This window comes from Acetomicrobium sp. (assembly GCF_059026225.1).
The window spans coordinates 990,293-1,016,326 of the sequence record NZ_JBWQOQ010000007.1 but is presented as its reverse complement, the minus strand read 5'-3'; the positions used below and the strand labels follow the sequence as shown (position 1 = coordinate 1,016,326).

General features: G+C 45.8%; 31 protein-coding genes and 4 tRNA genes. 31 read left to right on the top strand and 4 right to left on the bottom strand.

Annotation, left to right across the window (positions count from 1 at the left end):
* Nucleotides 1–303: 303 nt before the first annotated feature.
* The 3 genes from AC5SXE_RS09630 to AC5SXE_RS09620 form a co-directional block, all read right to left on the bottom strand.
* The gene (locus tag AC5SXE_RS09630; protein WP_323720845.1) at nucleotides 304–429 is read right to left on the bottom strand and encodes a DUF3800 domain-containing protein; all 126 of its coding nucleotides are present in this window, start codon (nucleotides 427–429) and stop codon (nucleotides 304–306) included.
* Nucleotides 430–663: 234 nt separating this feature from the next.
* Nucleotides 664–1,455 carry a hypothetical protein gene (locus AC5SXE_RS09625; RefSeq protein ID WP_323720846.1) on the bottom strand — a complete coding sequence of 264 codons (792 nt, stop codon included), beginning with the start codon at nucleotides 1,453–1,455 and terminating at the stop codon, nucleotides 664–666.
* A gap of 290 nt (nucleotides 1,456–1,745) precedes the next feature.
* A complete protein-coding gene (locus AC5SXE_RS09620; protein WP_310848763.1) occupies nucleotides 1,746–2,693 on the bottom strand; it encodes a tyrosine-type recombinase/integrase in 948 nt (315 codons plus the stop codon).
* A 513-nt stretch (nucleotides 2,694–3,206) separates the two neighbouring features.
* On the opposite strand from AC5SXE_RS09620, the gene AC5SXE_RS09615 reads away from it, so the two are divergent.
* The 31 genes from AC5SXE_RS09615 to AC5SXE_RS09465 all read left to right on the top strand — a co-directional run bounded on the left by AC5SXE_RS09615 (nucleotide 3,207) and on the right by AC5SXE_RS09465 (nucleotide 24,424).
* A tRNA-Glu gene (locus tag AC5SXE_RS09615) sits at nucleotides 3,207–3,282 on the top strand.
* Between the two features lie 15 nt (nucleotides 3,283–3,297).
* Nucleotides 3,298–3,373: transfer RNA gene (locus tag AC5SXE_RS09610), tRNA-Thr, on the top strand.
* Nucleotides 3,374–3,448: 75 nt separating this feature from the next.
* Nucleotides 3,449–3,946 carry a flagellar assembly protein FliW gene (fliW, locus tag AC5SXE_RS09605; protein ID WP_310848765.1) on the top strand — a complete coding sequence of 166 codons (498 nt, stop codon included), beginning with the start codon at nucleotides 3,449–3,451 and terminating at the stop codon, nucleotides 3,944–3,946.
* Nucleotides 3,947–4,183, top strand: a complete 237-nt coding sequence (gene csrA / locus AC5SXE_RS09600) for a carbon storage regulator CsrA (protein WP_310848767.1) — start codon at nucleotides 3,947–3,949, stop codon at nucleotides 4,181–4,183.
* 182 nt (nucleotides 4,184–4,365) lie between these two features.
* Nucleotides 4,366–5,013: a histidine phosphatase family protein gene (locus AC5SXE_RS09595; RefSeq protein ID WP_303882162.1), complete on the top strand. Its 648-nt coding sequence runs from the start codon at nucleotides 4,366–4,368 to the stop codon at nucleotides 5,011–5,013.
* Between the two features lie 40 nt (nucleotides 5,014–5,053).
* Nucleotides 5,054–5,632 carry a sigma-70 family RNA polymerase sigma factor gene (locus AC5SXE_RS09590; protein WP_303882161.1) on the top strand — a complete coding sequence of 193 codons (579 nt, stop codon included), beginning with the start codon at nucleotides 5,054–5,056 and terminating at the stop codon, nucleotides 5,630–5,632.
* 31 nt (nucleotides 5,633–5,663) lie between these two features.
* Nucleotides 5,664–6,344, top strand: a complete 681-nt coding sequence (locus AC5SXE_RS09585) for a hypothetical protein (RefSeq protein ID WP_310848771.1) — start codon at nucleotides 5,664–5,666, stop codon at nucleotides 6,342–6,344.
* Between the two features lie 16 nt (nucleotides 6,345–6,360).
* Nucleotides 6,361–7,950 (top strand): BamA/OMP85 family outer membrane protein, encoded by a 1,590-nt coding sequence (locus tag AC5SXE_RS09580; RefSeq protein ID WP_493917254.1) that lies wholly within the window; start codon nucleotides 6,361–6,363, stop codon nucleotides 7,948–7,950.
* Nucleotides 7,922–8,194 (top strand): BamA/TamA family outer membrane protein, encoded by a 273-nt coding sequence (locus AC5SXE_RS09575; protein WP_493917253.1) that lies wholly within the window; start codon nucleotides 7,922–7,924, stop codon nucleotides 8,192–8,194. Before AC5SXE_RS09580 ends, AC5SXE_RS09575 begins: the two co-directional genes overlap by 29 nt.
* Before the next feature lie 321 nt (nucleotides 8,195–8,515).
* Nucleotides 8,516–8,591 (top strand) — tRNA-Glu (locus AC5SXE_RS09570).
* A 15-nt stretch (nucleotides 8,592–8,606) separates the two neighbouring features.
* Nucleotides 8,607–8,682: transfer RNA gene (locus AC5SXE_RS09565), tRNA-Thr, on the top strand.
* Between the two features lie 75 nt (nucleotides 8,683–8,757).
* Nucleotides 8,758–9,255, top strand: a complete 498-nt coding sequence (fliW, locus tag AC5SXE_RS09560) for a flagellar assembly protein FliW (protein WP_310848765.1) — start codon at nucleotides 8,758–8,760, stop codon at nucleotides 9,253–9,255.
* On the top strand, nucleotides 9,256–9,492 hold the full coding sequence (gene csrA / locus AC5SXE_RS09555) for a carbon storage regulator CsrA (protein WP_310848767.1): 237 nt from the start codon (nucleotides 9,256–9,258) through the stop codon (nucleotides 9,490–9,492). It begins immediately after the preceding gene.
* Nucleotides 9,493–9,674: 182 nt separating this feature from the next.
* Nucleotides 9,675–10,322 carry a histidine phosphatase family protein gene (locus tag AC5SXE_RS09550; RefSeq protein WP_493917252.1) on the top strand — a complete coding sequence of 216 codons (648 nt, stop codon included), beginning with the start codon at nucleotides 9,675–9,677 and terminating at the stop codon, nucleotides 10,320–10,322.
* Between the two features lie 46 nt (nucleotides 10,323–10,368).
* Nucleotides 10,369–10,947: a sigma-70 family RNA polymerase sigma factor gene (locus AC5SXE_RS09545; protein WP_493917251.1), complete on the top strand. Its 579-nt coding sequence runs from the start codon at nucleotides 10,369–10,371 to the stop codon at nucleotides 10,945–10,947.
* 32 nt (nucleotides 10,948–10,979) lie between these two features.
* Nucleotides 10,980–11,660 (top strand): hypothetical protein, encoded by a 681-nt coding sequence (locus AC5SXE_RS09540; RefSeq protein WP_493917250.1) that lies wholly within the window; start codon nucleotides 10,980–10,982, stop codon nucleotides 11,658–11,660.
* Between the two features lie 16 nt (nucleotides 11,661–11,676).
* Entirely contained in the window at nucleotides 11,677–13,455 is a 1,779-nt protein-coding gene (locus AC5SXE_RS09535; protein ID WP_493917249.1) for a BamA/OMP85 family outer membrane protein, read from the top strand.
* Entirely contained in the window at nucleotides 13,439–13,603 is a 165-nt protein-coding gene (locus AC5SXE_RS09530; protein ID WP_493917248.1) for a BamA/TamA family outer membrane protein, read from the top strand. The genes AC5SXE_RS09535 and AC5SXE_RS09530 overlap by 17 nt, the downstream gene beginning before the upstream one ends.
* A gap of 43 nt (nucleotides 13,604–13,646) precedes the next feature.
* On the top strand, nucleotides 13,647–14,255 hold the full coding sequence (locus AC5SXE_RS09525; RefSeq protein ID WP_493917247.1) for a hypothetical protein: 609 nt from the start codon (nucleotides 13,647–13,649) through the stop codon (nucleotides 14,253–14,255).
* Nucleotides 14,140–14,853 (top strand): hypothetical protein, encoded by a 714-nt coding sequence (locus AC5SXE_RS09520; RefSeq protein ID WP_493917246.1) that lies wholly within the window; start codon nucleotides 14,140–14,142, stop codon nucleotides 14,851–14,853. Before AC5SXE_RS09525 ends, AC5SXE_RS09520 begins: the two co-directional genes overlap by 116 nt.
* 25 nt (nucleotides 14,854–14,878) lie before the next feature.
* A complete protein-coding gene (lpxD, locus tag AC5SXE_RS09515; protein WP_493917245.1) occupies nucleotides 14,879–15,940 on the top strand; it encodes a UDP-3-O-(3-hydroxymyristoyl)glucosamine N-acyltransferase in 1,062 nt (353 codons plus the stop codon).
* Nucleotides 15,909–16,544, top strand: coding sequence for a UDP-3-O-acyl-N-acetylglucosamine deacetylase (locus tag AC5SXE_RS09510; RefSeq protein ID WP_493917244.1), 636 nt, complete (start codon nucleotides 15,909–15,911; stop codon nucleotides 16,542–16,544). Before lpxD ends, AC5SXE_RS09510 begins: the two co-directional genes overlap by 32 nt.
* A 7-nt stretch (nucleotides 16,545–16,551) precedes the next feature.
* Complete coding sequence (locus tag AC5SXE_RS09505; protein WP_493917303.1) at nucleotides 16,552–16,752, top strand: UDP-3-O-acyl-N-acetylglucosamine deacetylase; 201 nt, start codon at nucleotides 16,552–16,554, stop codon at nucleotides 16,750–16,752.
* Between the two features lie 8 nt (nucleotides 16,753–16,760).
* The gene (gene fabZ, locus AC5SXE_RS09500; protein ID WP_493917243.1) at nucleotides 16,761–17,219 is read left to right on the top strand and encodes a 3-hydroxyacyl-ACP dehydratase FabZ; all 459 of its coding nucleotides are present in this window, start codon (nucleotides 16,761–16,763) and stop codon (nucleotides 17,217–17,219) included.
* Nucleotides 17,219–18,034, top strand: a complete 816-nt coding sequence (lpxA, locus tag AC5SXE_RS09495) for an acyl-ACP--UDP-N-acetylglucosamine O-acyltransferase (protein WP_493917242.1) — start codon at nucleotides 17,219–17,221, stop codon at nucleotides 18,032–18,034. Before fabZ ends, lpxA begins: the two co-directional genes overlap by 1 nt.
* A gap of 60 nt (nucleotides 18,035–18,094) precedes the next feature.
* Nucleotides 18,095–18,502: a KdsC family phosphatase gene (locus tag AC5SXE_RS09490; RefSeq protein ID WP_493917241.1), complete on the top strand. Its 408-nt coding sequence runs from the start codon at nucleotides 18,095–18,097 to the stop codon at nucleotides 18,500–18,502.
* 5 nt (nucleotides 18,503–18,507) lie between these two features.
* Nucleotides 18,508–19,638, top strand: a complete 1,131-nt coding sequence (locus AC5SXE_RS09485; RefSeq protein ID WP_493917240.1) for an LptF/LptG family permease — start codon at nucleotides 18,508–18,510, stop codon at nucleotides 19,636–19,638.
* Nucleotides 19,639–19,642: 4 nt separating this feature from the next.
* Nucleotides 19,643–20,452 carry an LpxI family protein gene (locus AC5SXE_RS09480; RefSeq protein ID WP_493917239.1) on the top strand — a complete coding sequence of 270 codons (810 nt, stop codon included), beginning with the start codon at nucleotides 19,643–19,645 and terminating at the stop codon, nucleotides 20,450–20,452.
* Nucleotides 20,449–21,552, top strand: coding sequence for a lipid-A-disaccharide synthase (locus AC5SXE_RS09475; RefSeq protein ID WP_493917238.1), 1,104 nt, complete (start codon nucleotides 20,449–20,451; stop codon nucleotides 21,550–21,552). The genes AC5SXE_RS09480 and AC5SXE_RS09475 overlap by 4 nt, the downstream gene beginning before the upstream one ends.
* The gene (locus tag AC5SXE_RS09470) at nucleotides 21,549–22,652 is read left to right on the top strand and encodes a glycosyltransferase family protein (RefSeq protein WP_493917237.1); all 1,104 of its coding nucleotides are present in this window, start codon (nucleotides 21,549–21,551) and stop codon (nucleotides 22,650–22,652) included. The genes AC5SXE_RS09475 and AC5SXE_RS09470 overlap by 4 nt, the downstream gene beginning before the upstream one ends.
* Nucleotides 22,640–24,424 carry an ABC transporter ATP-binding protein gene (locus AC5SXE_RS09465; RefSeq protein ID WP_493917236.1) on the top strand — a complete coding sequence of 595 codons (1,785 nt, stop codon included), beginning with the start codon at nucleotides 22,640–22,642 and terminating at the stop codon, nucleotides 24,422–24,424. The genes AC5SXE_RS09470 and AC5SXE_RS09465 overlap by 13 nt, the downstream gene beginning before the upstream one ends.
* Here AC5SXE_RS09465 and AC5SXE_RS09460 read toward each other — a convergent pair.
* Nucleotides 24,421–26,019: a Na/Pi cotransporter family protein gene (locus AC5SXE_RS09460; RefSeq protein WP_493917235.1), complete on the bottom strand. Its 1,599-nt coding sequence runs from the start codon at nucleotides 26,017–26,019 to the stop codon at nucleotides 24,421–24,423. The two genes, AC5SXE_RS09465 and AC5SXE_RS09460, sit on opposite strands and share 4 nt — an antisense overlap.
* Nucleotides 26,020–26,034 lie beyond the last annotated feature (15 nt).

Genomic DNA, 26,034 nt, shown 5'->3' with positions numbered 1-26,034 from the left:
AAAACCTAGAGCCAAAAATTTGGCTGTTATTTAAATTTTGTTATAATATCATTATGTAATTGAGGGCTGGGGGCTGCGTAGCGGACTCCAGCCCTTAATGTTTAATCTTTCGGCAGTGCAATCAACCCGTAACCTTCTATTCGACCAGTTTTGCTGTCCTTACGAAATTTAGTTTTTATGATTTCCCAATCCTCGTGTGCCCTTTTCCCATTGCCCACCAGCCAATAGGGGTTACGACAAGGTCAGCTATCTGAAGCCCGGCTGCGTTATCTTTCTTATCCACCAGTTTTAGTTCCCTATCAATCAGAGAAAAGATTTGTGTCTCGGACAGATAATAGGTGCCCTTTCTGCGAGGACAAAGACCGGATATGCAGGGTCAACATTGCGTAAATTGGTATCTCCAGATTCATCCAAAAACAAAATTTTCATATAACAGCATCCTCCCAGTGAAGACAAGATCGACGACATTAAAAGATAGACCTGTCCCTTACCTCGCCCGAAGAGATGAAAAAGGCGCTTGAAGAGCTCACAGAACGCCCGTCTTGTCGCTGACATGGCAGAAGATAAACTTTTTTAAAGTTTATCAAAGAACCCATCAAACCATAAAGGCGTATTTTAGTGCGCTTTGGTTGTGCGTTGTCTCAAATGACAGATTCTTGCAGCCTAACAAGGCCTAGCTTCCAAAGGGCATCTTTTAGGTTTTGACCTTGCCCGTTCCAAAAACCTTGACCAAACGACACCATAGCTTCCGAGCTCTTCTGGTATGGCTTTAAGTATCGCTTCAAGGTGCCTGGCAGTTTCGCCGAAAGGATCCTTTGCTATCCTTCGTGCAAGCCTTTTTGCGTCTTTGAAACTGCCGCGCAGGATTGCGTCTTCAATGCCCGGCGGCGTCATGTTAAAGTTGTCGTCAACGTGGCGGTGTTTAGTTTTCGGCTCGCCGTTTTCGTTGGTTTCTTTACCCTTCAGCATGAGATTATCGAACATGATGTCTGCTATCTTTTGGCATCTTTCAAGGACGCATTCCCAGGAACAGGGCACGTTGCGCTTCCTTTCGTCCGTAAGGTCGTAGGGCTTCGGATCGCTCAACATCCGTATCAGCTGAAAAAGTGCCTTTTCCGAACACTCAGGCTGCGGGTAGCAGTCGTCGAATTTTGACAGAGCTTCGATTATCTCGTCAGGCGACATAGTATCGCAAAACGAGACGAAGTCTGCGTACTCGTTTACGCCGTTCCGCGTAATGACGAGCCACCCCTTTATCCTGCACATTTCGGCCTTCGTAGGCACTTTTACTCCGTTTACTACTTCCGTTTCAAGCGGCATGTCCCTTTTAAAGTTCCGTATGCCTATGTCAACGCCGCAAAAATGCTTCAGGTTTAAGGACGAAATCCCGGAATGTTTCGTACCAATCCCGGCTAACAGCTCTAAGGAACCTAAGTCGTCCTGCAGGTCTTTCAAACCGTTGACACGCTCCTTTGTTGCTGTTTTTTATTCACGTACGACGCTAAAACAATTTGAAGCACTTGGGCTGTGCCTATAGGGTACATTATACGGCGGCTTTTGTTCTTAAATTAATAATAATTAATATCGTGAGGCTAATTTCGCACAGATAGGCAGAACGTACCGCCCTATAAGCTCTTTCTAGGTTAGATTGACAGCAATGACTAGTCAAACAATAGTCTGCAACCTTGTGCGCCGATGTGCCTCGCATTGCTGGTTTGCCGTTGCTTTCTGCCTGCCGTCCATCCTCACCTCACCCTCTTGTTCTTCCCTATCAATCTTCTCACCGGCGATGCCTTTTCCTGCGCCTCGCGTATGTCGGCCTCGACCAGCGCTATGTAGTGCTTCGTGGTCTCTAGGTTTGAATGTCCCATGATGGCCTGAAGGGCAAACGGGTTCATGCCGTTTCTAAGGAAATACAGCGCCGCGTCGTGGCGCAGGTCGTAGGGCGAAAGGCGCTTAAGGCCGAGCTTTGGCGCGTAGTGCCTCTGCAGCTTCTGCCTCCAGCCGGAAACGGTTAACATGTCTCCCTCGTGGTTGGTAAAAAGCAGCTTCGTGTCCCACTCCTTCGGCCGCATTGAGATCATGGCCTGCAGGGCCTTTGCCGTCTCAAGAGAAAAGGGCAATATCCTGCTTTTTCGCGTCTTTGAGACGGAAGCTCGAACCAGCACGGTCAGATCGTCTAAATCCACGTCGTCAAGGGTCAAAGCCAGCGCCTCGCCCGGCCTTATCGCCGTGTCGATCGAAAGGCATATAAGGGCGTAGTCGCGCTTGCCGCAGTAAGTAGACTTGTCCGGAAGCTTAAGCAGCTTTTCCAAGACTTCCGCCGGATGCTGGACGATCCTCGGTTCGGCCTTCCTTCTTTTGATCCCCCATGCCGGATTTTCCGGGAAGGCGCCTTCAGCCACCAGCCAGGAGAAGAAGGCCTTTATGTAGTTCAGCCTCAGATTAAACGTGGCGGGAGCGATGCCGTCCTGGGCCAGATAGGAAAGCACCGCCGCCTTGGCCTTGCTCGGGCATGCCGGGTCCCAGGCCTGCGGGCGTTCCTTAAACAGGTGCGCGATGTGGTAGCGGTAGTCCTCGATCGTCCGCTTCGAGTATCCTTCGGCCTTCCTGAAGAGGATAAACGCCTCGAGCGCCTCCTCCCATGAGGCAAATTTCTCGTTAAACAGTACAATCTTTCCCTTTTCTTCCATAACATCAACCAGACATCTCGGAAAGCCTGCGTTTTTAGGAGCGCCGGACAAGGCCTTTTTTATGAAAATTTTGCGAAATGGGCTTGAACAAAAGTCCGCATATATGCTACTATAAGCTGCGCCGTGAGATCGGTTAGCCGGACGTGGCCTTTTAATCCGGGAGTCGCAGGTTCGAATCCTGCACGGCTCACCATTTTTAAGAATTCAGATGTTACAGGCATTTTAGACACTTTTCGTCAGACTCTTAACTTCTTTAGCTTAAATATACTTAAATATAACCAAAAAGCTTGAGCTCGTAGTGCATGGCCAGCCAAGTTATTTGCACTCCTACCTTTCACTCCCTTGCCGCCGACACGAGGCGGAGGGGAGTGTTTTTATGGCTGTCATGCCTTGAAAATTGTAGTAAAGTTGATGCGATCCAAGTCTCAATAAACTTGACTTATAAAATACGTGCATGATAATATACAACGGCGGTAAGCGGAAATGCGAGATCCATTTCGTGTCCCTCGGAGCGGTCCCATCGTCTAGAGGTCTAGGACACCGCCCTTTCAAGGCGGCGGCACGGGTTCAAATCCCGTTGGGACCGCCATTTTATAATCGTCATGCCGGTGTAGCTCAACAGGAAGAGCAGCGCACTCGTAATGCGCAGGTTGGCGGTTCGAGTCCGCCCGCCGGCTCCATTTTTGACTCAACGTATGCCCCATCGGATTTTCCTGGCGATAAAATACAAAAGGTTGAACCTGGAGGACAGTTAAATGCGAGAGTTTAAAACCTTGAGATTTGGGGTGTTGAAATACGACGACAATGACATCGTGTATTTTCCCAAAGGTATTCCTGGTTTCGAAGACCATAAGGCGTGGTTGTTGGTCGGGAACGATGAAAGCGCTATAAAGTGGCTTCAAAGTTTGAAAGATGGCGACGTTGCCCTTCCCATTGTACCTCCCGATTTTATAATTTCAGATTATGACCCACAATTGTGTAAGAGCGACATAAACGAGCTAAAAGCTCCTATAAAAGATCTTTGTTTTTTCGTGGTAGTAGCTGTTCCTGAAAATGCTCCGTGGGAAGCTACCGCAAATATTCGTGCTCCCATAGTGGTGAATGCAAAAGAACGCCTAGGCAAGCAAGCAATAGGTCAGAGGGAAGATTACGACATAAAGCATTATATATTTGACGACTCCACTAGAGAGAAGATGAGGAGTGCTTTTGCTCAGGCTAGCAGTGCGGCACCAAGTAAAGGGGGTGCCTCTTAAGTGTTAGTATTGTCCCGCAAAGAGGGCGAATCTCTGGTCCTTAATGGTACGATTGAGGTAATGGTGGTTCAGATAGGCAAGGGACAGGTTCGCTTGGGAATTAAAGCGCCAAAGGATGTTTTGATCCTGCGCAAGGAACTTACCGAAGAGGTAGCCGAGTCAAATAAGCTTTCTGCACAAACTAGAGATATAGAGATTTTGGGATCTGCTCTTAAAAAGTCACGGGTGCAATCTTAAAGTAAATCGTATCCGATGACTAGTGAAGATTTGCCAGTTTACATAATAGAGGCTGCCTTAATAGCTGGTCGCAAAATTTGCATGACCCCCTAAGATTAAGGGGGCTTTTATTTTTTAAGACATAGAGAAAAAGGACTTTTAACGTTAATATATCTATAATACATGCGATGAGGTGATGTCGCTTGAAGCGTATCATTTTTTTGCGTCACGGCAAAACTGAATGGAACATGCAATCTCGCTATCAAGGTAAAACCGATGTTCCTCTTAGTGATGAAGGTCGTTTGCAAGCGCGGCGAGTTGCTTTGAGGCTAAAGTCTTTGGGTATAGATGCCATATATGCAAGTTCGCTTGCGCGAGCGAGCGAAACTGCTGCAATAGTGTCTAAGCTTATAAAAGTACCGATAAAAGGCTTGCTGAAAGAGCTGCAAGAGATGGATTTTGGGGCTTGGGAGGGAATGGTGGTTACCGATGTTGAAAGAACGTATCGTGATGCTTACCGCTGGTGGAGACAATCTCCTGAAGAGGCCAAAATTCCCGGAGGAGAAGATTTTGTAGAAGTAGTTGAGCGCGTGACCGGTGGAATGCAAAAAGTTTTAAAGGAAGCCGGTGAAAACATCTTGGTTGTTGCTCACGGTGGTTCAATAAGGGCTGCATTAGTGGGACTTCTTGCTTTGGATGCTTCCGCCGTTTGGAGGATTAGGATAGATAACTGCAGTTTAACTTCCATGGAGCTATGGGATGGGAGAGTGATGTTGGCCTTCGCGAACGATACACTCCATCTTTTGGTCGATGATCTGGATCTAGTGTGCAACCTCCCTATATTGGCGTAATTTCGGTCTGTTTTTAGAAATTAGAAAAGGAGACAGTTAAATGCGTGATATCGAGCCTGAACCTTCTAATGATTCGAATCTTTATGAAGATGAATTAGAATTATGGAAAAAGATAAGGTCTGGTGACGAAAAAGCACGAGAAGAAGTGATAATTTCTTATAGACCCATGGTGTTTTGGCTTGCGAGCAAATTACATGTGTCTCCGGATTCTCATCAAGATTTGATACAAGAAGGCATGGTGGCCTTGATAGAGGCGGTCGATAGATATGATTTCGAAAGGGGAGCCAAGTTCATAACTTATGCCTACTATCGCGTTAAAGGGCATATGATTAATTTTTTGGAAAGATCGGAGGCAAAGGCTCCTGAGCCAGTGGATTTGGATAACTATGTTTATCAGCGTGAGACCGTCTATATTGACGAGAGGGAAGGTTGGCTCATTGACCTTGAAAGGGCCATAGAATCGTTAACGGCCAAGGAGGCTGAAGTTATAAGAGCGATTGACCTGGATGGATTAAGCGCTAAAGAGGTGGCTCGAAAAAGGGGAGTAGACATTAGCTACATTTACAGGCTAAGAAGAAGGGCTATTGCAAAGCTCAGAGAGATTTTAGGGGTAACGTAACCTAATTTTTTAAGTCTGAGGGGGCCTTTTAATGGAGAGGCGTCTTTTGAGAATTAGGCGTTGGATCGATAGGAGCATAGAAGCATGGAGGCGTGGAAGGCCAAAGGAAGTTATCATGGAACTTGAGTGTGCCGAGGCGGAGATGCGAATCGCAAAAGACGAAATTTTTACTCACGTCTCTTCCGACAGCAAGATTGGGCGACGCCGCGGTGCTTTGGAGCAAGTTTTGATTTCCTTGCTTGCAGCTGCAATATTTTTGATGGCCTTGGCTTTGCCGACCTCGAGAGAAAGTTTTGTGCAATACCAGGAGGGCCAAAATCTATCTACAAAGCGGGAGGCCAACTCGCTTCACTTGAGCTTGATAACGGATGACGAAGAGCGGCTCATCGTGGCCTTGAGGAAGAGCTTAAGTGATACTAACATGGCACGGGTCTACGACGTGGGCGATGTAAAAGTTGCCTCCTCTCAATTAGAAAAAGTAGCAGCAGTAGCAGAAAAAGATGAACAAAAAATCAGCAACACTCCATCCAAGAGCGGTGAAATAAAGCGCATTATTGAGGCGAAAGAAAATACGCCAAAGGAATTACCCGAGAAAAGGGATCATGATGTATCATTTGAAGAAGAGATGCTAGAGGAATTATTCAAGTTGGTTCGGCTGGGAGAGAAAGCCCTTCGCGATCAAAGTGGAATAGATGTGGAGCTTTCAGACTGAAGGAGTGATCTTGAAGATGAAGTTTTGCACGAAACTTATGCTAGTGAGCTTAGTTTTTTTATTGCTAAAACCATCTTTAGTTTTTGCTCAAACCTACCCTGACGTCGTTGAATTGAAGGTGGAAGGCAACCAGCAGGTGGATACTAATTACATATTATCTGTCGTTGGAACCAAAGTTGGCCAACCCGTGGATAAGGAACAGCTCGACAAGGACATCGAAGCCATCTACAATTTAGGTTTTTTTGCCTATGTCGACGTTATGATTGAGCCCTTGGTTGAAGGTGTCAGGGTAACTTACGTCGTACAAGAAAATCCCATTGTTCGGGAAGTTAGATTTGAAGGAAATGAAGTATACACCGAAGAGGAGCTAAAAGAACTCGTCTTCACAAAACCTGGCAACATCTTTAACTCCGTGTTTTTCAGGCACGACCTCGAGAGGATTAGAGATAAATATCAAGAAGACGGATACGTTATGATGCGAATCCAAGATGTACAAATTCAGGAAGGCATCATAACGGTCAAGATCTTAGAGCCAAAGGTAGGAGAGATCGTAGTTCAGGGAAATGAAAAGACGGAGACGTTTGTCATCGAACGGGAGATAAAGCTTAAGTCGGGCGATTACTTTAATGCTAAGGTGCTCAGGCATTCCTTGAACAAACTTCAAAGGCTTGGGTATTTTGAGACTGTAAACGTCGGATTTGAGCCCACAGAAGACCCAAGTATCGTAAACATCATCGTATCCGTGGAAGAACAAAGGACGGGAAGGATAGGACTGACCATAGGACACGGTTCAAGCAGTGGATGGAGCGGTGGCTTGTCTTACGAGGACACCAACTGGAAGGGGTTAGGGCGTACCGCATCCGTCGGCTTTGAAACCGGAAAAAGAGATCAATATTGGATCACCTACGAGGAACCGTTCATGGACGTGGATTATTATTCCTGGAGAGTGAATTTATTTCGATGGGAATGGGAAGACATAGAAAATTATGTAGGCGGCGAGTCGGTATTCGAATACGAAGAGACCAGGACGGGAATATCAGTCGGAGCCGGAAAGAAGTTTCCCCGCGATCCCAGACTTAGTTGGTATGCAACGCTTAATTGGCACGATTCTGATATATCAGAAGATTCAGTTAATTGGTTTCTTTTTAGGACGGATAAGGAGAAAAAAGAATTAATTGATTGGATGGTAAAGCACGACGTTGGCAAGAAATATATAGACCCTGAAAGTATAGGGGAAATCCCAGATGATGAAATAGTAAAACGTATTCAGGATAAGTACTTCGAGGAACACATGAAGTCGGGAAAGACCTTCTCCGTCACGGGCAGGTTTCAGCGTTCCACCTTGGACGAGTACTTAAGCTATCCCAAAGGAGATGTAATGAGCATTAACGTGGAACAGGCTTTGGATTTTTTGGGGAGTGACTGGAATTTCACTAAATATTGGTTTGAAGCCAGGTATTATACTCCCGTGACCAGGATTGGAGAGGTATTCGATATAGAGTTGGGAACGAGGGATACGCCGGTTTTGTTTGCCGCAAGGGTCAGGGCCGGTTTTTCGAGCAGGCGACATTCCCTTCATGGATCAATATTTTATCGGAGGGGATAGAGATCTGCGGGGATATGAAGAAGATGAATTCTATGGGACCGAGATGTTATTGGCCAATTTTGAACTCAGGATACCCATCGAAGAAGCCTTTGGCCTGGTTTTCTTCTACGATGCCGGCAATGCATGGGGCGATAGCGATCCCTTTGTAGATTATCTTTACAGGACTGTGGGACATGGTGCTAAGAGGACTTCCAGCTTCGATATAACCATTTTTTTAAGAATTCAGATGTTACGGGCATTTTAGGCACTTTTTGTCAGACTCTTACGTTCTTTAGCTTAAATATGCTTAAATATAACCAAAAAGCTTGAGCTCGTAGTGCATGGCCAGCCAAGTTATTTGCACTCCTACCTTTCACTCCCTTGCCGCCGACACGAGGCGGAGGGGAGTGTTTTTATGGCTGTCATGCCTTGAAAACTATAGTAAAGTTGATGCGATCCAAGTCTCGATAAACTTGACTTATAAAATACGTGCATGATAATATACAACGGCGGTAAGCGGAAATGCGAGATCCATTATCGATGATACGGAAAGTTATCACTAGTGATTTTTCGTGCTCCTCGGAGCGGTCCCATCGTCTAGAGGTCTAGGACACCGCCCTTTCAAGGCGGCGGCACGGGTTCAAATCCCGTTGGGACCGCCATTTTATAATCGTCATGCCGGTGTAGCTCAACAGGAAGAGCAGCGCACTCGTAATGCGCAGGTTGGCGGTTCGAGTCCGCCCGCCGGCTCCATTTTTGACTCAACCTATGCCCCATCGGATTTTCCTGACGATAAAATACAAAAGGTTGAACTTGGAGGACAGTTAAATGCGAGAGTTTAAAACCTTGAGATTTGGGGTGTTGAAATACGACGACAATGACATCGTGTATTTTCCCAAAGGTATTCCTGGTTTCGAAGACCATAAGGCGTGGTTGTTGGTCGGGAATGATGAAAGCGCTATAAAGTGGCTTCAAAGTTTGAAAGATGGCGACGTTGCCCTTCCCATTGTGCCTCCCGATTTTATAATTTCAGATTATGACCCACAATTGTGTAAGAGCGACATAAACGAGCTAAAAGCTCCTATAAAAGATCTTTGCTTTTTCGTGGTAGTAGCTGTGCCTGAAAATGCTCCGTGGGAAGCTACCGCTAATATTCGTGCTCCCATAGTTGTGAATGCAAAAGAACGCTTAGGCAAGCAAGCAATAGGTCAGAGGGAAGATTACGACATAAAGCATTATATATTTGACGACTCCACCAGAGAGAAGATGAGGAGTGCTTTTGCTCAGGCTAGCAGTGCGGCACCAAGTAAAGGGGGTGCCTCTTAAGTGTTAGTATTGTCCCGCAAAGAGGGCGAATCTCTGGTCCTTAATGGTACGATTGAGGTAATGGTGGTTCAGATAGGTAAGGGACAGGTTCGCTTGGGAATTAAAGCGCCAAAGGATGTTTTGATCCTGCGCAAGGAACTTACCGAAGAGGTAGCCGAGTCAAATAAGCTTTCTGCACAAACTAGAGATATAGAGATTTTGGGATCTGCTCTTAAAAAGTCACGGGTGCAATCTTAAAGTACATCGTATCCGATGACTAGTGAAGATTTGCCAGTTTACATAATAGAGGCTGCCTGAACAGCTGGTCGCAAAATTTGCATGACCCCCTAAGATTAAGGGGGCTTTTATTTTTTAAGACATAGAGAAAAAGGACTTTTAACGTTAATATATCTATAATACATGCGATGAGGTGATGTCGCTTGAAGCGTATCATTTTTTTGCGTCACGGCAAAACTGAATGGAACATGCAATCTCGCTATCAAGGTAAAACCGATGTTCCTCTTAGTGATGAAGGTCGTTTGCAAGCGCGGCGAGTTGCTTTGAGGCTAAAGTCTTTGGGCATAGATGCCATATATGCAAGTTCGCTTGCGCGAGCGAGCGAAACTGCTGCAATAGTGTCTAAGCTCATAAAAGTACCGATAAAAGGCTTGCTGAAAGAGCTGCAAGAGATGGATTTCGGGGCTTGGGAGGGAATGGCGGTTACCGATGTTGAAAGAACGTATCGTGATGCTTACCGCTGGTGGAGGCAATCTCCCGAAGAGGCCAAAATTCCCGGAGGAGAAGATTTTGTAGAAGTAGTTGAGCGCGTGACCGGTGGAATGCAAAAAGTTTTAAAGGAAGCCGGTAAAAACATCTTGGTCGTTGCTCACGGTGGTTCAATAAGAGCTGCATTAGTGGGCCTTCTTGCTTTGGATGCTTCCGCCGTTTGGAGGATTAGGATAGATAACTGCAGTTTAACTTCCATGGAGCTATGGGATGGGAGAGTGATGTTGGCCTTCGCGAATGATACACTCCATCTTTTGGTCGATGATCTGGATCTAGTGTGCAACCTCCCTATATTAGCGTAACGTAACTATGGTATATTTTTAGAAATTCAAAAAAGGAGACAGTTAAATGCGTGATATCGAGCCTGAACCTTCTAATGATTCGAATCTTTATGAAGATGAATTAGAATTATGGAAAAAGGTAGGGTCGGGTGACGAAAAAGCACGAGAAGAAGTGATAATTTCTTATAGACCAATGGTGTTTTGGCTTGCGAGCAAATTACATGTGTCTCCGGATTCTCATCAAGATTTGATACAGGAAGGCATGGTGGCCTTGATAGAGGCGGTCGATAGGTATGATTTCGAAAGGGGAGCCAAGTTCATAACTTATGCTTACTATCGCGTTAAAGGGCATATGATTAATTTTTTGGAAAGATCGGAGGCAAAGGCTCCTGAGCCAGTGGATTTGGATAACTATGTTTATCAGCGCGAGACCGTCTATATTGACGAGAGGGAAGGCTGGCTCATTGACCTTGAAAGGGCCATAGAATCGTTAACGGCCAAGGAGGCTGAAATTATAAGAGCGATTGACCTGGATGGATTAAGCGCCAAAGAGGTGGCTCGAAAAAGGGGAGTAGACATTAGCTACATCTACAGGCTAAGAAGAAGGGCTATTGCAAAGCTCAGAAAGATTTTAGGGGTAACGTAACCTTATTTTTTTAAGTCTGAGGGGGCCTTTTAATGGAGAGGCGTCTTTTGAGAATTAGGCGTTGGATCGATAGGAGCATAGAAGCGTGGAGGCGTGGAAGGCCAAAGGAAGTTATCATGGAACTTGAGTGTGCCGAGGCGGAGATGCGAATCGCAAAAGACGAAATTTTTACTCACGTCTCTTCCGACAGCAAGATTGGGCGACGCCGCGGTGCTTTGGAGCAGGTGTTGATTTCTTTGCTTGCAGCTGCAGTATTTTTGATGGCCTTGGCTTTGCCGACCTCGAGAGAAAGTTTTGTGCAATACCAGGAGGGTCAAAATCTATCTACAAAGCGGGAGGCCAACTCGCTTCACTTGAGCTTGATAACGGATGACGAAGAGCGGCTCATCGTGGCCTTGAGGAAGAGCTTAAGCGATACTAACATGGCACGGGTCTACGACGTTGGCGATGTAAAAGTTGCCTCCTCTCAATTAGAAAAAGTAGCAGCAGTAGCAGAAAAAGATGAACAAAAAATCAGCAGCACTTCATCCAAGAGCGGTGAAATAAAGCGCATTATTGAGGCGAAAGAAAATGCGCCAAAGGAATTACCCGAGAAAAAGGATCATGATGTATCATTTGAAGAAGAGATGCTAGAGGAATTATTCAAGTTGGTTCGGCTGGGAGAGAAAGCCCTCCGCGATCAAAGGGGAATAGATGTGGAGCTTTCAGACTAAAGGAGTGATCTTGAAGATGAAGTTTTGCACAAAACTTATGCTAGTGAGCTTAGTTTTTTTATTGCTGAAACCATCTTTAGTTTTTGCTCAAACCTACCCTGACGTCGTTGAATTGAAGGTGGAAGGCAACCAGCAGGTGGATACTAATTACATACTATCTGTCGTTGGAACCAAAGTTGGCCAGCCTGCGGATAAAGAGCAGCTCGATAAGGACATAGAAGCCATTTACAATTTAGGTTTTTTTGCCTATGTTGACGTTATGATCGAGCCCCAGGATGAAGGTGTCAGGGTAACTTATGTCGTGCAAGAAAATCCTGTCGTCCGGGAAGTTAGGTTTGAGGGAAATGAAGTATATACCGAAGAAGAGTTAAAAGCGCTCGTCTTCACAAAGCCTGGCAACATCTTTAACTCCGTGTTTTTCAGGCACGATCTCGAGAGGATTAGAGATAAATATCAGGAAGACGGATACGTTATGATGCGAATCCAAGATGTACAAATTCAGGAAGGCGTCATAACGGTCAAGATCTTAGAGCCAAAGGTAGGAGAGATCGTAGTTCAGGGAAATGAAAAGACGGAGACGTTTGTCATCGAACGGGAGATAAAGCTTAAGTCGGGCGATCACTTTAATGCTAAGGTGCTCAGGCATTCCTTGAACAAACTTCAAAGGCTCGGGTATTTTGAGACTGTAAACGTCGGATTTGAGCCCACAGAAGAGCCAAGTATCGTAAACATCATCGTATCCGTGGAAGAACAAAGGACGGGAAGGATAGGACTGACCATAGGACACGGTTCAAGCAGCGGTTGGAGCGGCGGTTTATCTTATGAGGACACCAACTGGAAGGGAACGGGTCGGACGGCGTCCATCGGATTTGAGACCGGAAAAAGAGATCAATATTGGATCACCTACGAGGAACCGTTCATGGACGTGGATTATTATTCCTGGAGAGTGAATTTATTTAGATGGGAATGGGAAGACATAGAAAATTACGTAGGCGGCGAGTCGGTATTCGAATACGAAGAGACCAGGACGGGAATATCAGTCGGAGCCGGAAAGAAGTTTCCCCGCGATCCCAGACTTAGCTGGTATGCAACGCTTAATTGGCATGATTCTGATATACCGGAAGATTCGGTTAATTGGTTTCTTTTTAGGACGGATAGGGAGCGAAAAGAATTAATTGACTGGATGAAGAAGTATGATATTGCAGGTAAGTATATAGATAGAAATGCTAACTTTGACGATGAATTCAGCAGATGGCTGGCAACAGAAAAAATTAAGGATAAGTACTTCGAGGAACACATGCAATCGGGCAAGACTTTTTCCGTCACCGGCAGGGTGCAGCGTTCTACCTTGGACGAGTATTTAAGCTATCCCAAAGGGGATGTAATGAGCATTAACGTGGAACAGGCTTTAGATTTTTTGGGAAGCGACTGGAACTTCACTAAATATTGGTTTGAAGCCAGGTATTATACTCCCGTGATCAGGATTGGAGAGATATTCGATATAGAGTTGGGAACGAGGGATACGCCGGTCTTGTTCGCTGCCAGGGTCAGGGCCGGTTTTTCAAGCGGTGAAATTCCCTTCATGGATCAGTATTTTATCGGAGGGGATAGAGATCTGCGGGGATATGAAGAAGATGAATTCTATGGGACCGAGATGTTATTGGCAAATTTTGAACTCAGGATACCCATCGAAGAAGCCTTTGGCCTGGTTTTCTTCTACGATGCCGGCAATGCATGGGGCGATAGCGACCCCTTTATAGACTATCTTTATAGGACCGTTGGGACATGGCGCTAAGAGGTCTTCAAGCTTCGATTTATCGGATCTGCATGATTCATATGGCATAGGCGTTCGAGTCAGGACGCCGCTCGGTAATTTACGTATAGATTTGGCTGAAGGAGAATACGAGACTTATACTCATTTTGGGTTCGGGGAGTTGTTTTAGGATGCCAACATGAGGCAAAAAAAAGCGGGGATCGTGGTTTTTATTGTTATTATGGGCGATCCTTTTTGGGGCCATTCGGGCACAGGCGAGCGTGATTGTAAAAGGGCCGCCCGAGTGGCTTTCTAATGCTGTTAAAGAAAGCATTATAGCTGTAATGAGGGAAATGCCTAGCTATGATTTGGCCAGCCAAGAAAGGCTTCTTGCTATGGTTTCAGATAGGATCTTTGAGGGCTACAAAATAAAGTCACTTAGCGTCAAAAGCAGAGACGATGTCTTCGTTGAATTTGTGCCAACCAAGCTTGTGGACTGGAAGATCAAAGTGACGATTCCCAGGTTAAATTCGCCCTGTGACGAATGGTTTCGCCTCGACGCTTCGGGTCTTGAAGAAATCCTTTTGAGCATGGTCCAAGGCGTGCCCGTCGAGGCGTTAAAATGGGCTGACGAAGTATTTTTAAAAGAAGTAAAAAAAATAACCTCTTTGCGCATGCCAGGGTGGGAGCCTCATGTCTTAGTAAGCAAGGAGGACAATTTCACACGTGGTGAATCTATCCTTTGTAGCCACTCAAGATTTGGTGCTAACCGTGGATACCCACGTTTTCTCGAAGTCGCTGCCCTCTTTTTGGCAGTACGAGATGCGCGAGAAGTTGCTTGAAAGCCTCTCTCCAATTATCGGTGTTCCCGTGGATTGGGCTGCTAAGCATCAGGATAAAATAGAGCGTCTGATTAGTGCAAAGTTAAAAGGCACAAGACTGGCGAGCACCGCTAAGATCGAGTTCGATACGCAGTTTGTTCCTTCCAGGATAGCGAGGACCGACGTGAGAGCAGAAAGCAAAAGATACTCGCTTTACGTTTGGGGAGCAGCTTATGGAGGTACGGAGGAAAAATCCACCGAACTTGGGTTGCACTTAGGTCGCAAGGCGCAGCCTTTTCCTTCGTGGGATATAGAGCTTTACGGCGAAGCAATACTTTTTTTGGACGATGGTGATAGCGAGGAAAGACTTGGCTTAAGATGGTCTCCTTATAGGGACATTTGGTTGGGGGCAGAAAGGGAATTGGAGGAGGACAAAACTTGGTATCGTCTATGGGTGGAGGGAGGTATAAAAGCCTTTTACGTGTGGTGGCGTCATTCCGATGAGAGCGAAAATAACGCCGCTTTAGGATATAGATTCACGGAACACCTTTCCTTGGAATTATACCTAGATGAGCGTGACGACGACGAGGTCAGCGTAAGGGCGGTTGGCAATTTTTGATCTTTGCATGGAAAGGAGAAGAGAAGTGAAAGAGTTTGACAAGGCTTGGAAGCTTTCACAGGTCGCTTCCTACTTGGGCGGCAACCTGGTTGGCGATCCCGAAAGGCTCGTCTTGGGAGTGGCTTCTCCCGAAGAAGCCACCTCAAAACATATATGCGTCCTTTGGGAAAAGAGATCTTTTAAAGAGTTAAAAGAAGATGTTCCAGTGGTAGTGCCCTGCAATTGGCTTGAGCCTAACAGAGTGGGCGTGGAGGTTAAAGATCCCAAGCTAGCCTTTGTAAAGTTACTTTCGCTCTTTGAGAAACCACGTGCCACGAAAGGTGAAATCCACCCGACAGCAGTGGTATTTGATGGTGCCCGTGTTCACCCTCGTGCTTATGTTGGCCCGCTATGTGTTGTCGGAGAAGGGGCAGATATTGCTGCCGATGCTGTTTTAGAGGCACAAGTTTTTGTCGGGAAAAACGTTCACATAGGTGAGGGTACTATAATTGAACCGCATGCCACCATATATCATGATGTAGCCTTGGGAAAAAGATGTCTAATTCACGCCGGCGTATCACTGGGGGGCGAGGGTTTCGGTTTTTATAGCGTAAATGGCAAATTAATCAAGATCCCTCAAGTCGGGGGTGTTGTTATCGGCGATGACGTTGAGATTGGTGCTTTGACGAGCATCGATAGGGGAACTATAGGCAACACCTACATAGGTCCCGGTACCAAGATAGGTGATTGCGTTCATGTTGGTCATAACGCTAAAATTGGCGCCAATTGTATTTTGGTTGCCATGACTGGGATTGCGGGAAGCGCTGTGATCGAGGACAACGTGATAATGGCTGCTCAAAGCGGTGTAAAAGATCACGCGAGGATTGGCAAAGGTGCAATAATTGCCGCTAAGTCGGGTGTTACAAAAGACATACCTCCCGGCAAGATAGTTTCTGGTTTTCCAGCAAGAGACCACCGCGAAGAGCTTAAAGTTCAGGCTCTTACGCAAAGATTGCCCGAAATGTATGAAAGGCTTTTGCGTCTTGAACGCCTATACAAAGGGGTCGAAGGCGAAGATGAAGAGGGTAACTCTTCAAAGGCCAATTGAAGTTAAAGGATTAGGGTTGCATAAGGGAAAAGAAACCAAAGTTCTCATGCTTCCCTCTGAAGAAGAAAGTGGTATAATGATTGGCACCTCAAAAGAGGGGCGACGGTATCCTATCGGAGAATGCGAGCTTTTTTCTCCGGGACGTGCTTCATGTATTCTGCTTCCCGATGGTCAGATGATTTATACCATGGAGCATCTGCTGTCCGCTTTTTATGGCATGGAAGTCGATGACGCCGTGATATTAGTAGATGGCGAGGAAATTCCGATTTTCGATGGCAGTGCTGAACCTTGGGTTCGAAGCATAATAGAAGCGGGTTTAAGGGAAAAAGAAGATACAAAAAGAACGGCTTGTACTTTGCTATCCCCCATTTACCTTGAGGATGATTTCGGTGAAGCTTGGATTGCTTGCTTTCCATCGGAAACCCTTAAGGTAAGTTATATAATATCTTTTGATGATGCCTTTATAGGAACTCAAATATTTGCCAGTTTTGTCACCAGGGAGACGTTTTGTAAAGATATCGCGCCTGCCAGGACCTTTGTACGGTTAAAAGACGTGGAGGAACTTCAGAAAAGAAGGGTTAGCCCTTGGTGGAAACTTGAATAATGCTTTGGTGTTCGACGACAAGGGCCTTCTTAATTCGACGCAGCTGCGTTTTCGTGACGAGTGCGTACGGCATAAAGCACTTGACTTGCTGGGTGATCTTGCTATGTTGGGCTTACCATTGCAAGCTCATGTGGTTGGCTACAAGGCTGGACATAGGCTTCATTTGCGTATGGTTCATCGTTTAAGACGTTTGCGTAGGGGTGGTTGAAATTGTCTATGGACTTTAAGCAAATGGTGGATATTCACAAAATAATGGAGTTTCTTCCCCACCGATATCCATTTTTGTTGGTGGACAGGATTTTGGAGGTTGGTGAGGGGAGAATTGTGGGGTTGAAAAACGTCACCATCAATGAGCCTTTTTTTCAGGGCCACTTTCCCGGCGAGCCGGTCATGCCCGGAGTTCTTGTCCTAGAGGCAATGGGGCAAGTTGCGGCGATGATGATAGTCCTTCGCCCCGATATGCAGGGCATGGTAACTTATTTGACCGGGGTAGATAAAGCTAAGTTTCGTAAGCCTGTCTGCCCAGGAGACCAGTTGATCACGGAGGCAAAGGTGTACAGGCTGAGGGGGCGTGTCGGACAAGTGAAGGCTGTGGCTCACGTAAATGACGAAATGGTGGCAGAGGCAATGTTTAGCTTTGTGGTCGCCAAGAACTTGCTGCAGAGGGGTAGTTGATGAAGAGGACTATACATTCAACTGCTATTGTATCTCCTAGGGCCGAGCTCGGCGAGGGGGTTATCATTGGACCCTATAGCATCATAGAAGATGAGGTTTGCATAGGGGAAAATACTGTCATTGGTGCTTACGTAAGGGTGCTTAACTTCGTCGAGATAGGTGAGGATTGCAAGATATACGAAAATTCGGTTTTAGGCAGGGAACCGCAGGACCATGCATTTCGTGGAGAGGAAACGAAGGTCATCATAGGCGACCGAACCATAATAAGGGAGAACGTAACCATAAATCGCGCCACAAGCGAGGGACAGGCGACGGTTATCGGTCAAGACACGTTCTTAATGGAAGGCGTACACATAGGACATAATGTAAAAATCGGAAATTATGTCATTGTGGCGAACAAGAGCGGATTGGCGGGCTACTGTGAAGTAGGAGATTTCGCTAATCTCGGCGGAATGGTTGGCGTTCATCAATTTACTAAGATTGGCAAATTGTGCATGATAGGCGGCCTGTCCAAGGTGGTCAAAGACATTCCGCCCTTTACATTGGCTGACGGGCGTCCTGCGAGGATTTATGGGATAAACAAGGTTGGCTTGCAGCGTGCAGGCTTTAATGTGATGCAAAGGAAGCAAATAAAGGAAATATACAAAAAGCTCTATCATGATAATTTGCCATTAAGGCAAGCTGTTGAAATGATTCGCAAAGAAAATATCAATGATGCGATTGTGGCCGAGATAGTGAAGTTCTTTGATAATTCTCAAAGAGGATTAGCACCATGGCCCCACGGCCATGTTTCTTTCGGAGATGTTGGAGAATGAACATAAAGCTTCTTGTTTTAGACGTTGATGGAACTTTAACCGATGGATCGGTGTACATGGATGGCGAAGGCCACGAATTTAAGACGATTTGATATCCAAGACGGCATGGGCATTGTCATGCTTAAGCGCGAAGGTATCGAGGTAGCCATTATCAGCGGGCGTTTTTCGGCATCTACGGATCAACGGGCTAGTGATTTAGGTCTATCGTTTGTGTTTAACGGAGTAAAGGATAAATTGGCGACTCTAATGTCTTTGTCGGAAAAATTGGGCTTAAAAGCAGATGAAGTGGCCTATATGGGCGATGACATTAATGACATCGACTGCATCAAATGGGCTGGCTTTGGAATTGCGGTATCAAACGCTAGATTAGAGGTAAAAGAGATAGCCGATTATGTCACAAAATCTCCTGGGGGTCAGGGAGCCGTTAGAGAAGTAGCAGACTTACTGCTTAGCAAGGGGCATCTATAATAATTATGGCTGAATTGCGTGACGGATTTGACCTTTTTACATTCAAATTTAAATTGTTGGATAAGTTTGTCATTAACGAATTTTATCCGACCTTTGTATTTGGAGTCATGGTGTTTACCGTTCTTTTGGTCGCGGGCGATTTGCTTTTTGATATCGCCGATTTACTTATTCAAAGTCGAGTGCCATTCAATGTTGTCGTGAGGCTTTTTTTGTATCGATTGCCTGGTGTGGTGGTGCTTACTCTGCCTATGGCCGCGTTGCTGGCTACGATACTAAGTTTTGGGAAGATGGCAACACAATCGGAGTTGACGGCTCTAAAAGCTTCAGGAATAAGTTTTTACCGCATTTTACGTCCTATCGTTTTGGCCAGCATCATAGTTGGTGGTTCTGCCCTTCTTTTTAACGAAACCATAGTTCCTTTGACGGATAAGGCTGCTGATAACATCATGAGATATGAAGTGGCTCGGCAGAAGCCGTCGCTCCTCAAGGAGCAGATGTTTCTCAGGGAGGAAAAAAATGGCGAACTCTCGAGGGTCATCTATATCGGAAAGTTGTACCCCAGTGAGGGCAATATGAATAATGTGCTAATCCAGGAGTTCGAAGGCGGTGAGATCGCCCGCATAATGACGGCTAAAAGCGGCGAATGGAAGGAGGGGGAATGGTGGCTTCATAATGGCCAGGTTTTCAGTGTTAAGGATGATGGGTTGGTAGAGCCACTCTTTGGTTTCGAAAGGCAGCAACTTGCTCTCCCCCTGTCTCCGTCACAAGTCGTTGAAAGCTTACAAAACCCAAAGAAAATGGGTGCCTTTGAGCTTTATAACTATATAAAACTGATGAAAATCCAGGGAACAGATGTCGAATCTCTGTGGGTACTTTTGCATTTGAGGTTGGCTGTTCCTTGGGCCAGTGTGGTGTTGGCTTTGGTTGGGGCTTCGGTTGGAGCAGGGACTAAAAAGTCAGGTTCCGGCATGGGCATAGGGGTATCCATTATCTTAGTTTTCTCCTACTATGTTTTTATGTCTTTTTGTCGTTCTTTAGGTCAAGGTGGTTATATTCCTCCCATCGCAGCAGCTTGGATTCCGAACCTCATGTTCCTTTCATGCGGAGTATTTATGGTTAAAAAGGCTAACAGGTGAAAAGATGGCACACTTCAAGAATATTGCTCTCATAGCAGGAGATGGTCGCCTGCCCCTGGAAATTGCACGCCGCCTCACTTTTAAGGGGTGTCCTCCTGTCATATACTCCTTCGGTGAGCATGTTGAGGATCTTTCAAAATTCGCCTTGGAACTGGTTAAGTTGTCAAGTTTAAATCTTGGCCTCATCGTTAATGATATGCAATGCAAGGGAATACACGAGATAATCATGGCGGGACTGGTGCCCAAAACGTTGATGTATCATCAAAGGTTACATGACGAGGAGCTAGATAAATTGCTCCGGGGTTTGCATTCCAGAGACGATCATAGCTTGCTGGCCAATATCGTCTCGGCTTTAGAGAGCAAAGGGTTCAATGTCATTGGCTACAAGGATATTATACCGGACTGGCTTGCTCCCGAAGGTCACTTTGCAGGTAGGCTTCCGACTCGGGAAGAGCTTGATGATATAAAATATGGAAAAAAAATTGCAAAAGTTCTGCTGCCGCTCTCCTTTGGTCAGACATTGGTAGTTCACAAAAAAGCCATCGTCGCTGTGGAAGCCATGGAGGGAACGGACGCCATGTTGCTCAGGGCTGGCGGTTTGTCTAGTGGGGGAATAGTCCTTAAAATGATGCGTCCCGATCAAGATGAACGTTATGACTTGCCCACTGTGGGGGTAAGGACTTTGCAAAACATGCTTGACGTCAGACTTAAATGTCTTGCCGTAGAGGTGGGCAGGACGGTGATCATAGAGCCTGAAGACTTCAAGAGCTTCGCTGCCGATTCTGGTATAGCGGTTTTGGGGGTAAGGCATTGAGCCTTTTTGTGAGCTGCGGTGAAGCCTCGGGCGATCATTACGCGGGAAGTCTCGTAAAAGCCATAGAGGGTAAGCTCGGTCGTTGTTGGGGCATGTTAGGGCCCGAAGGCGTATCAGCTGGCGGTCAGGCTCTTTGGGATTACAACCAGCTTCAAATCATGGGAGTTATGGAAGCACTAAAGAGCGTTCCTCGGTTGGTTCGCCTAAAGAACCGGATGACGAATAAGATATTAGAAGATATGCCATCATGCGTGGTTGTCATAGATAGCCCCGACTATCACATTCCTTTGATAAAGGACCTTAGAAGAAAAGGATACTCTAAGCCTATTTTTTACGTTTCACCGCCTACGGCCTGGGCGTGGAGAAAGCGTAGAGCAGATGTGATAAGGGATCTAAAGGTCATATGCCTTCCTCTCTTTGGGCTAGAGCATAATTTTTACAGGGATAGGGGCATTGAAAGTCACTGGCTAGGTCATCCGCTTTTAGATGATTTATACGATTACGTTCCGAGCCCAGATGTGTTAAATATATACGAAGGCAGGTGCGTAGTTGCACTTTTACCCGGCAGCAGGTCGGCTGAAGTCAGACGCCTCGCTCCTGTTTTAAAAGAAGTCGGCCTTTGTTTGATAAAGGCGGGTTATTATCCGGTGTTTTCCATCGCAGAAAGCTTATCGCCCGCCAGCAAGGAGGCCTTAAAAAAAACGGGCAACCCCCTGCCCTTCTTTGAGGGAAGTGGAGTTGATCTCATTTATGTATCCAATTTTGTCATAGGTGCCTGTGGAACTGCAGCCGTGGAAGCTATGATATTAGAGAAGTTCATGCTTGTTTTGTACAAGGCTTCGCTACTGAGTTATATAGTTTACAAGTTGATGGTAAAGACGCAGTGGGTGTCAATGCCAAATGTCTTGTTAGGACGGGAAGTCTACCCAGAGTTACTTCAAGGCAAGGCTAATGCCTCTTTGATAAAAGAGTCGCTGCAAAGATACTTGCAAGACACGACAAAAATACGCGAGGATTTGCTCGAGGCCAAAAAGAAATTGGGCCAGCGAGGTTCCTATAAGTTTTGGGCCGATGTCATTGTCAAGAGGGTGGAGAAATGAAGCACGTATACATACTTACCAATGGTCCCGGTGAGCTTTGGGATTGGGCTCGCCCCTTGGCTCATGAACTAAACCAGAGGGGAATCAGGCCCGTTCTTTGGTTGCTGCCATGTCAATACGCTTCTGGCATGGAACGCGCTTGTGCAAAGTCTCTTCCCTTTTACGATGTAATTGGCCCTTACGGCTGGGCGAAAACCTTTTATGAATTGAGAAAGACAAAAGATGTAGGCTTGATTGTACAGCTTGGCGGAGATTTAATGTTTGGCAGATTTTTGTCCAAAGCCACCAATGCAGAACTTTTTTGCTATACCTATGGCAAGAAAAAGGGCTTGAGCAGTTGCAGTTGCGTGTTTACTGCCTATGAGGTTATGGCTAGAAATATCGAAAGTGATGGTGTTTATCCCATCGTCATCGGTGATCTGGTCGCAGATTCATTAAAGTTAGATATGGAGAAAAAACGTGAAGCGAGTTTGCCCGTGGAAGATTCGTCTTCTTTTAAAGTTGCCTTTTTTCCGGGAAGCAGGCCGACGATAAGGCGAAGGGCTTTGCCCTTCTTGTGTGAGGTATACGAGCACTTGAGTTCTATTTTGGATGCGGATGTAGTGACTTTGCTTTCTCCCTTTTCCTTTGATGAGGAGGTAAAGATCTGGGAAGATGCGGGTTTAAACCCGAGCAAGGAAAGTACCCCCGTTGCCTTAAAAGGGGTGGATTTGGCTTTGACGCAGCCTGGTACGAATACTCTGGAACTGCTTTACTTAAAGGTACCGACGCTGGTGGCCGTTCCTTATGTCTTTCTTGAAGATATACCTTTTAGTGGATTAAAGAGATTTATATTTCGTTTGCCCTTGGTTAAAACTAGGTTGTTGAAGGTTTTTTCCGAGAATAAAAGGATGCTGTCGTGGCCGAATATAATAATGGGGAAGGAATTGATCCCGGAACTTGTGGGAGACTACACGCCAAGACAAATTGCCGAAAAAATGGCAAACTATTTATGCGATAGCTCGTGGTTAAAAAATATTTCTGACTTAATGAGCAAGTTCCCATCGGTTCGGGGTGCTTCCAGAAGATTAACGGAGGAGATAATTGGATGTCTTCCATAAAGAAGCCTAATCTGCGTAAAGCTCAAAGGAGTACTTACCTGCGATTAATAAGTTATTTAAAGCCTTACGTGGGAAGGCTATTTGCAGCTATGGCATGTATGGCCATTTCTTCGATATTAGCGGTATTGCCACCTTGGTTGCTCAAAAACATTGTTGACGATGTGTTGATACAAAAAAACCTCTTGATGCTCAATTTTCTGGCTTTGGGGATCATCGGGATTTATTTGTGCAAGGCTCTGTTTTCTTACGGTCAGACCTATTTGATGAATTGGGTTGGGCAACGCGTAATAATGGACATAAGGGTTCAGCTTTACGATCACATGCAGAAGATGTCGTTTCGATATCTTTATAAGTCGCGGATTGGTGATTTGATATCGCGAATGACGAACGACGTTATGATCCTTCAAAATTTAGTTACAAATGTCGTTGTAGACTTAGTAGTTCAAAGCATTACCTTTGTTGCCGTGATCATATTTTTGCTTGCCTTGAATTGGCGGCTTGCCTTGCTCACCTTTATTGTATTGCCCCTTACAGGATATGTTTTAAATGTAGCTTCGAAAAAGCTTCGCTCTGTGGGCTACCGGATTCAGGAAGAGTTGGGCAGAGTCGTGTCCATAGCCCAAGAGGCCCTTTCCGCCGTAAGGATAGTTAGGTCCTTTGCCACTGAGGATGAGGAGTTGGATAAATTTAAGGATCAAAACAAATCAAACTTCCGCGCTCTCATGCATGGAATACAAATTCATGCCGTTTTAGAGGGAGCCGTAGAAGTCATATTAATAGGAGCCCTTGCCTTAATTTTGTGGGTCGGCGGGAGGGAAGTCGTAGGGGGCAGGAGCACGCCAGGGGAGTTGATAGCCTTCATAGGTTATCTAGGACTGCTGGTCCAGCCCGTTAGAGTATTGAGCAAGGTCGTTTCGGGGGTACAGAGGGGTTTGGCTGCGGCTGACAGGATATTTGAGGTGCTTAACATCACGACAGAGGTATGTCCACCTCGTTCGCCCGTGATATTAAAGCGCATAAAGGGAATGATAGATTTTGAAGATGTCTATTTTGCTTATGAGGATGAACTTTGGATTTTAAAAGGTATTACCCTTCACATCGAGCCTGGAGAAAAGATTGCTATCGTTGGTCAGACGGGGGCAGGAAAGTCCACCTTAGTTGATCTCATTCCCAGATTTTACGATCCGGACAGGGGAAGAGTTAAGATAGACGGATGCGACGTGAGGCAGCTGGACTTAAAGACGCTTCGAAGACACATAGGCATCGTGCCTCAAGATCCCGTATTGCTCAAGGGTTCCATAGCTTATAACATTGCTTACGGATGTCCTTGGGCTTCCCATGAAGATATCGTAAGGGTGGCTGAACAAGCCGGCATACTAGATTTCGTAAGAAGCTTGCCAAATGGTTTTGATACTGAGATTGGCGAGCGAGGACTGACACTCAGTGGTGGACAACGTCAACGCATTGCTATAGCAAGAGCAATAGTGAGAAATCCTCGAATCCTTATAATGGATGAAGCCACATCATCCTTGGATGCGGCCATGGAACGACATATTCAGGAATCTATGCAAAAAGCTGCAGAGGGTAGGACATCCCTTATCATAGCCCATAGACTTTCTACCGTGCGAAATGCAGATCGCATAGTTGTCTTAGATCAAGGAGAAATCGTCGAAGAAGGCGATCACGAGGCCTTGCTGAAATCAAAGGGGTTATATGCAAAGCTTTATTCGCTTCAGGTGGGAGAGAAAAGCCCGAGTGCTATAAATGGTTAAGTCGCAATTATTTCTTCGGCTATGTTCACAGCGTGATCTCCAATTCTTTCAAGGTGACTAAGCATGTCCAGGAATACCACGCCTGAAGCGGGATAGCATATACCGTGATTTAACCGTTTTATGTGCCTTGCACGCAGCTCCCTTTCCAGATCGTCAAGTATATCGTCCATAGCGATTATGCTTGCTGCTTTTAGCTTGTCATTATTTTCAAGGGCATCAACTACAACCCTCACTGATTCGACCGCCTTTGAGATCATGTCATCTAGCTCCTTAACTGCTTCATCGGAAAAGGGAAGATTGTGGTTTTCCTTGTAATCTGCAAGCTCAACTATTGCCGTAGCATGATCTCCGATGCGTTCCAAGTCAGCGGAGATACTTATGGCGGAAGTTAAAATCTTTGCCTGAGCACTATTTACTTCTTGTTGAAAGATCTTAGCCACATAATAGCTGATGGCTTCCTCGATTTCGTCAATCACGTCTTCTATGTTATCGAAACGTTTTCTGTCCTTTCTTTTATCTCCCCAAAATATTGCTACCGCAGTTTCTAGATTCTCGAGGCATAGCTTTGCCATCCTAACTACTTCCTTTTGCGTTTGTACAACTGCCATGAAAGGAATGGATACGAGCTTTGCGTCCAAGTACTTGGGACCATGCTCGAGAGTTAGTTCGTGCCCCTTTACTAGCTTGCAAATTAAGGCTACAAATTGAGGCGCTAAAGGAAGTAGCAATAGAGTAGTTACTACGTTGAAAATGGTATGCGCGTTAGCTATTTGTCTCGCTGCGTTTAAGCCTGAACGAGCTGCTATGCTTTCAAGCGGCCCTAAAAGAGGCAAAAATATCAGCACGCCGATTGCATTAAAGAGGAAGTGAGCATAGGCTGTTCTCCTGGCGGCCAAAGATGTATTTATAGAAGCCAGCAGTGCCGTGAAGGTTGTTCCAATGTTTGCACCCAGTAGCATCGGAAGGGCTGCGCTTAAATCCATGACGTTCCGAGAGGCCAAAGTCACGAGGAGGCCTGTCAATGCCGATGAAGATTGCAAAAGCGTCGTAAATATTGTTCCCATGACTATTCCAACTAGAGGGTGCGTTTTTCCAATGTGCAAAAGATTTACGAAAGGCGCGTAAGATTTTAAAGGTGCTACTGCGTCTCCAGTAATGGATAGGCCTAAAAACAGCATGCCAAACCCCAGAAAGAAATCGGCGCAACCTTCTTTTACACTTTTCCTTTTGCCTAACAACATTAATGCCATACCCAGAGCAATTGCGGGCAATGCCACCTTTTCAAGCTTAAAGGCTACAATTTGTGCGGTGACCGTGGTCCCTATGTTTGCGCCCATGATCACCCCTATTGCCTGTTCAAGCTCCATAATACCAGCATTTACAAAGCTTACACACATCACAGAAGTGGCGCCAGAAGATTGAATTATCGCTGTCACTATTAGTCCCACAATTACGGCCGAAAGGCGATTAGATGTAAGAGTTTCAAGGAACTTTCTTAGCTTATCGCCGGCAATCTTTTGTAGACCCTCGCCCATTTTTGCCATTCCATACAAAAATAGGGCTACTCCTCCTAAGGCCATTAATATCGTTTCCAAATCAAGGTCCCCCAC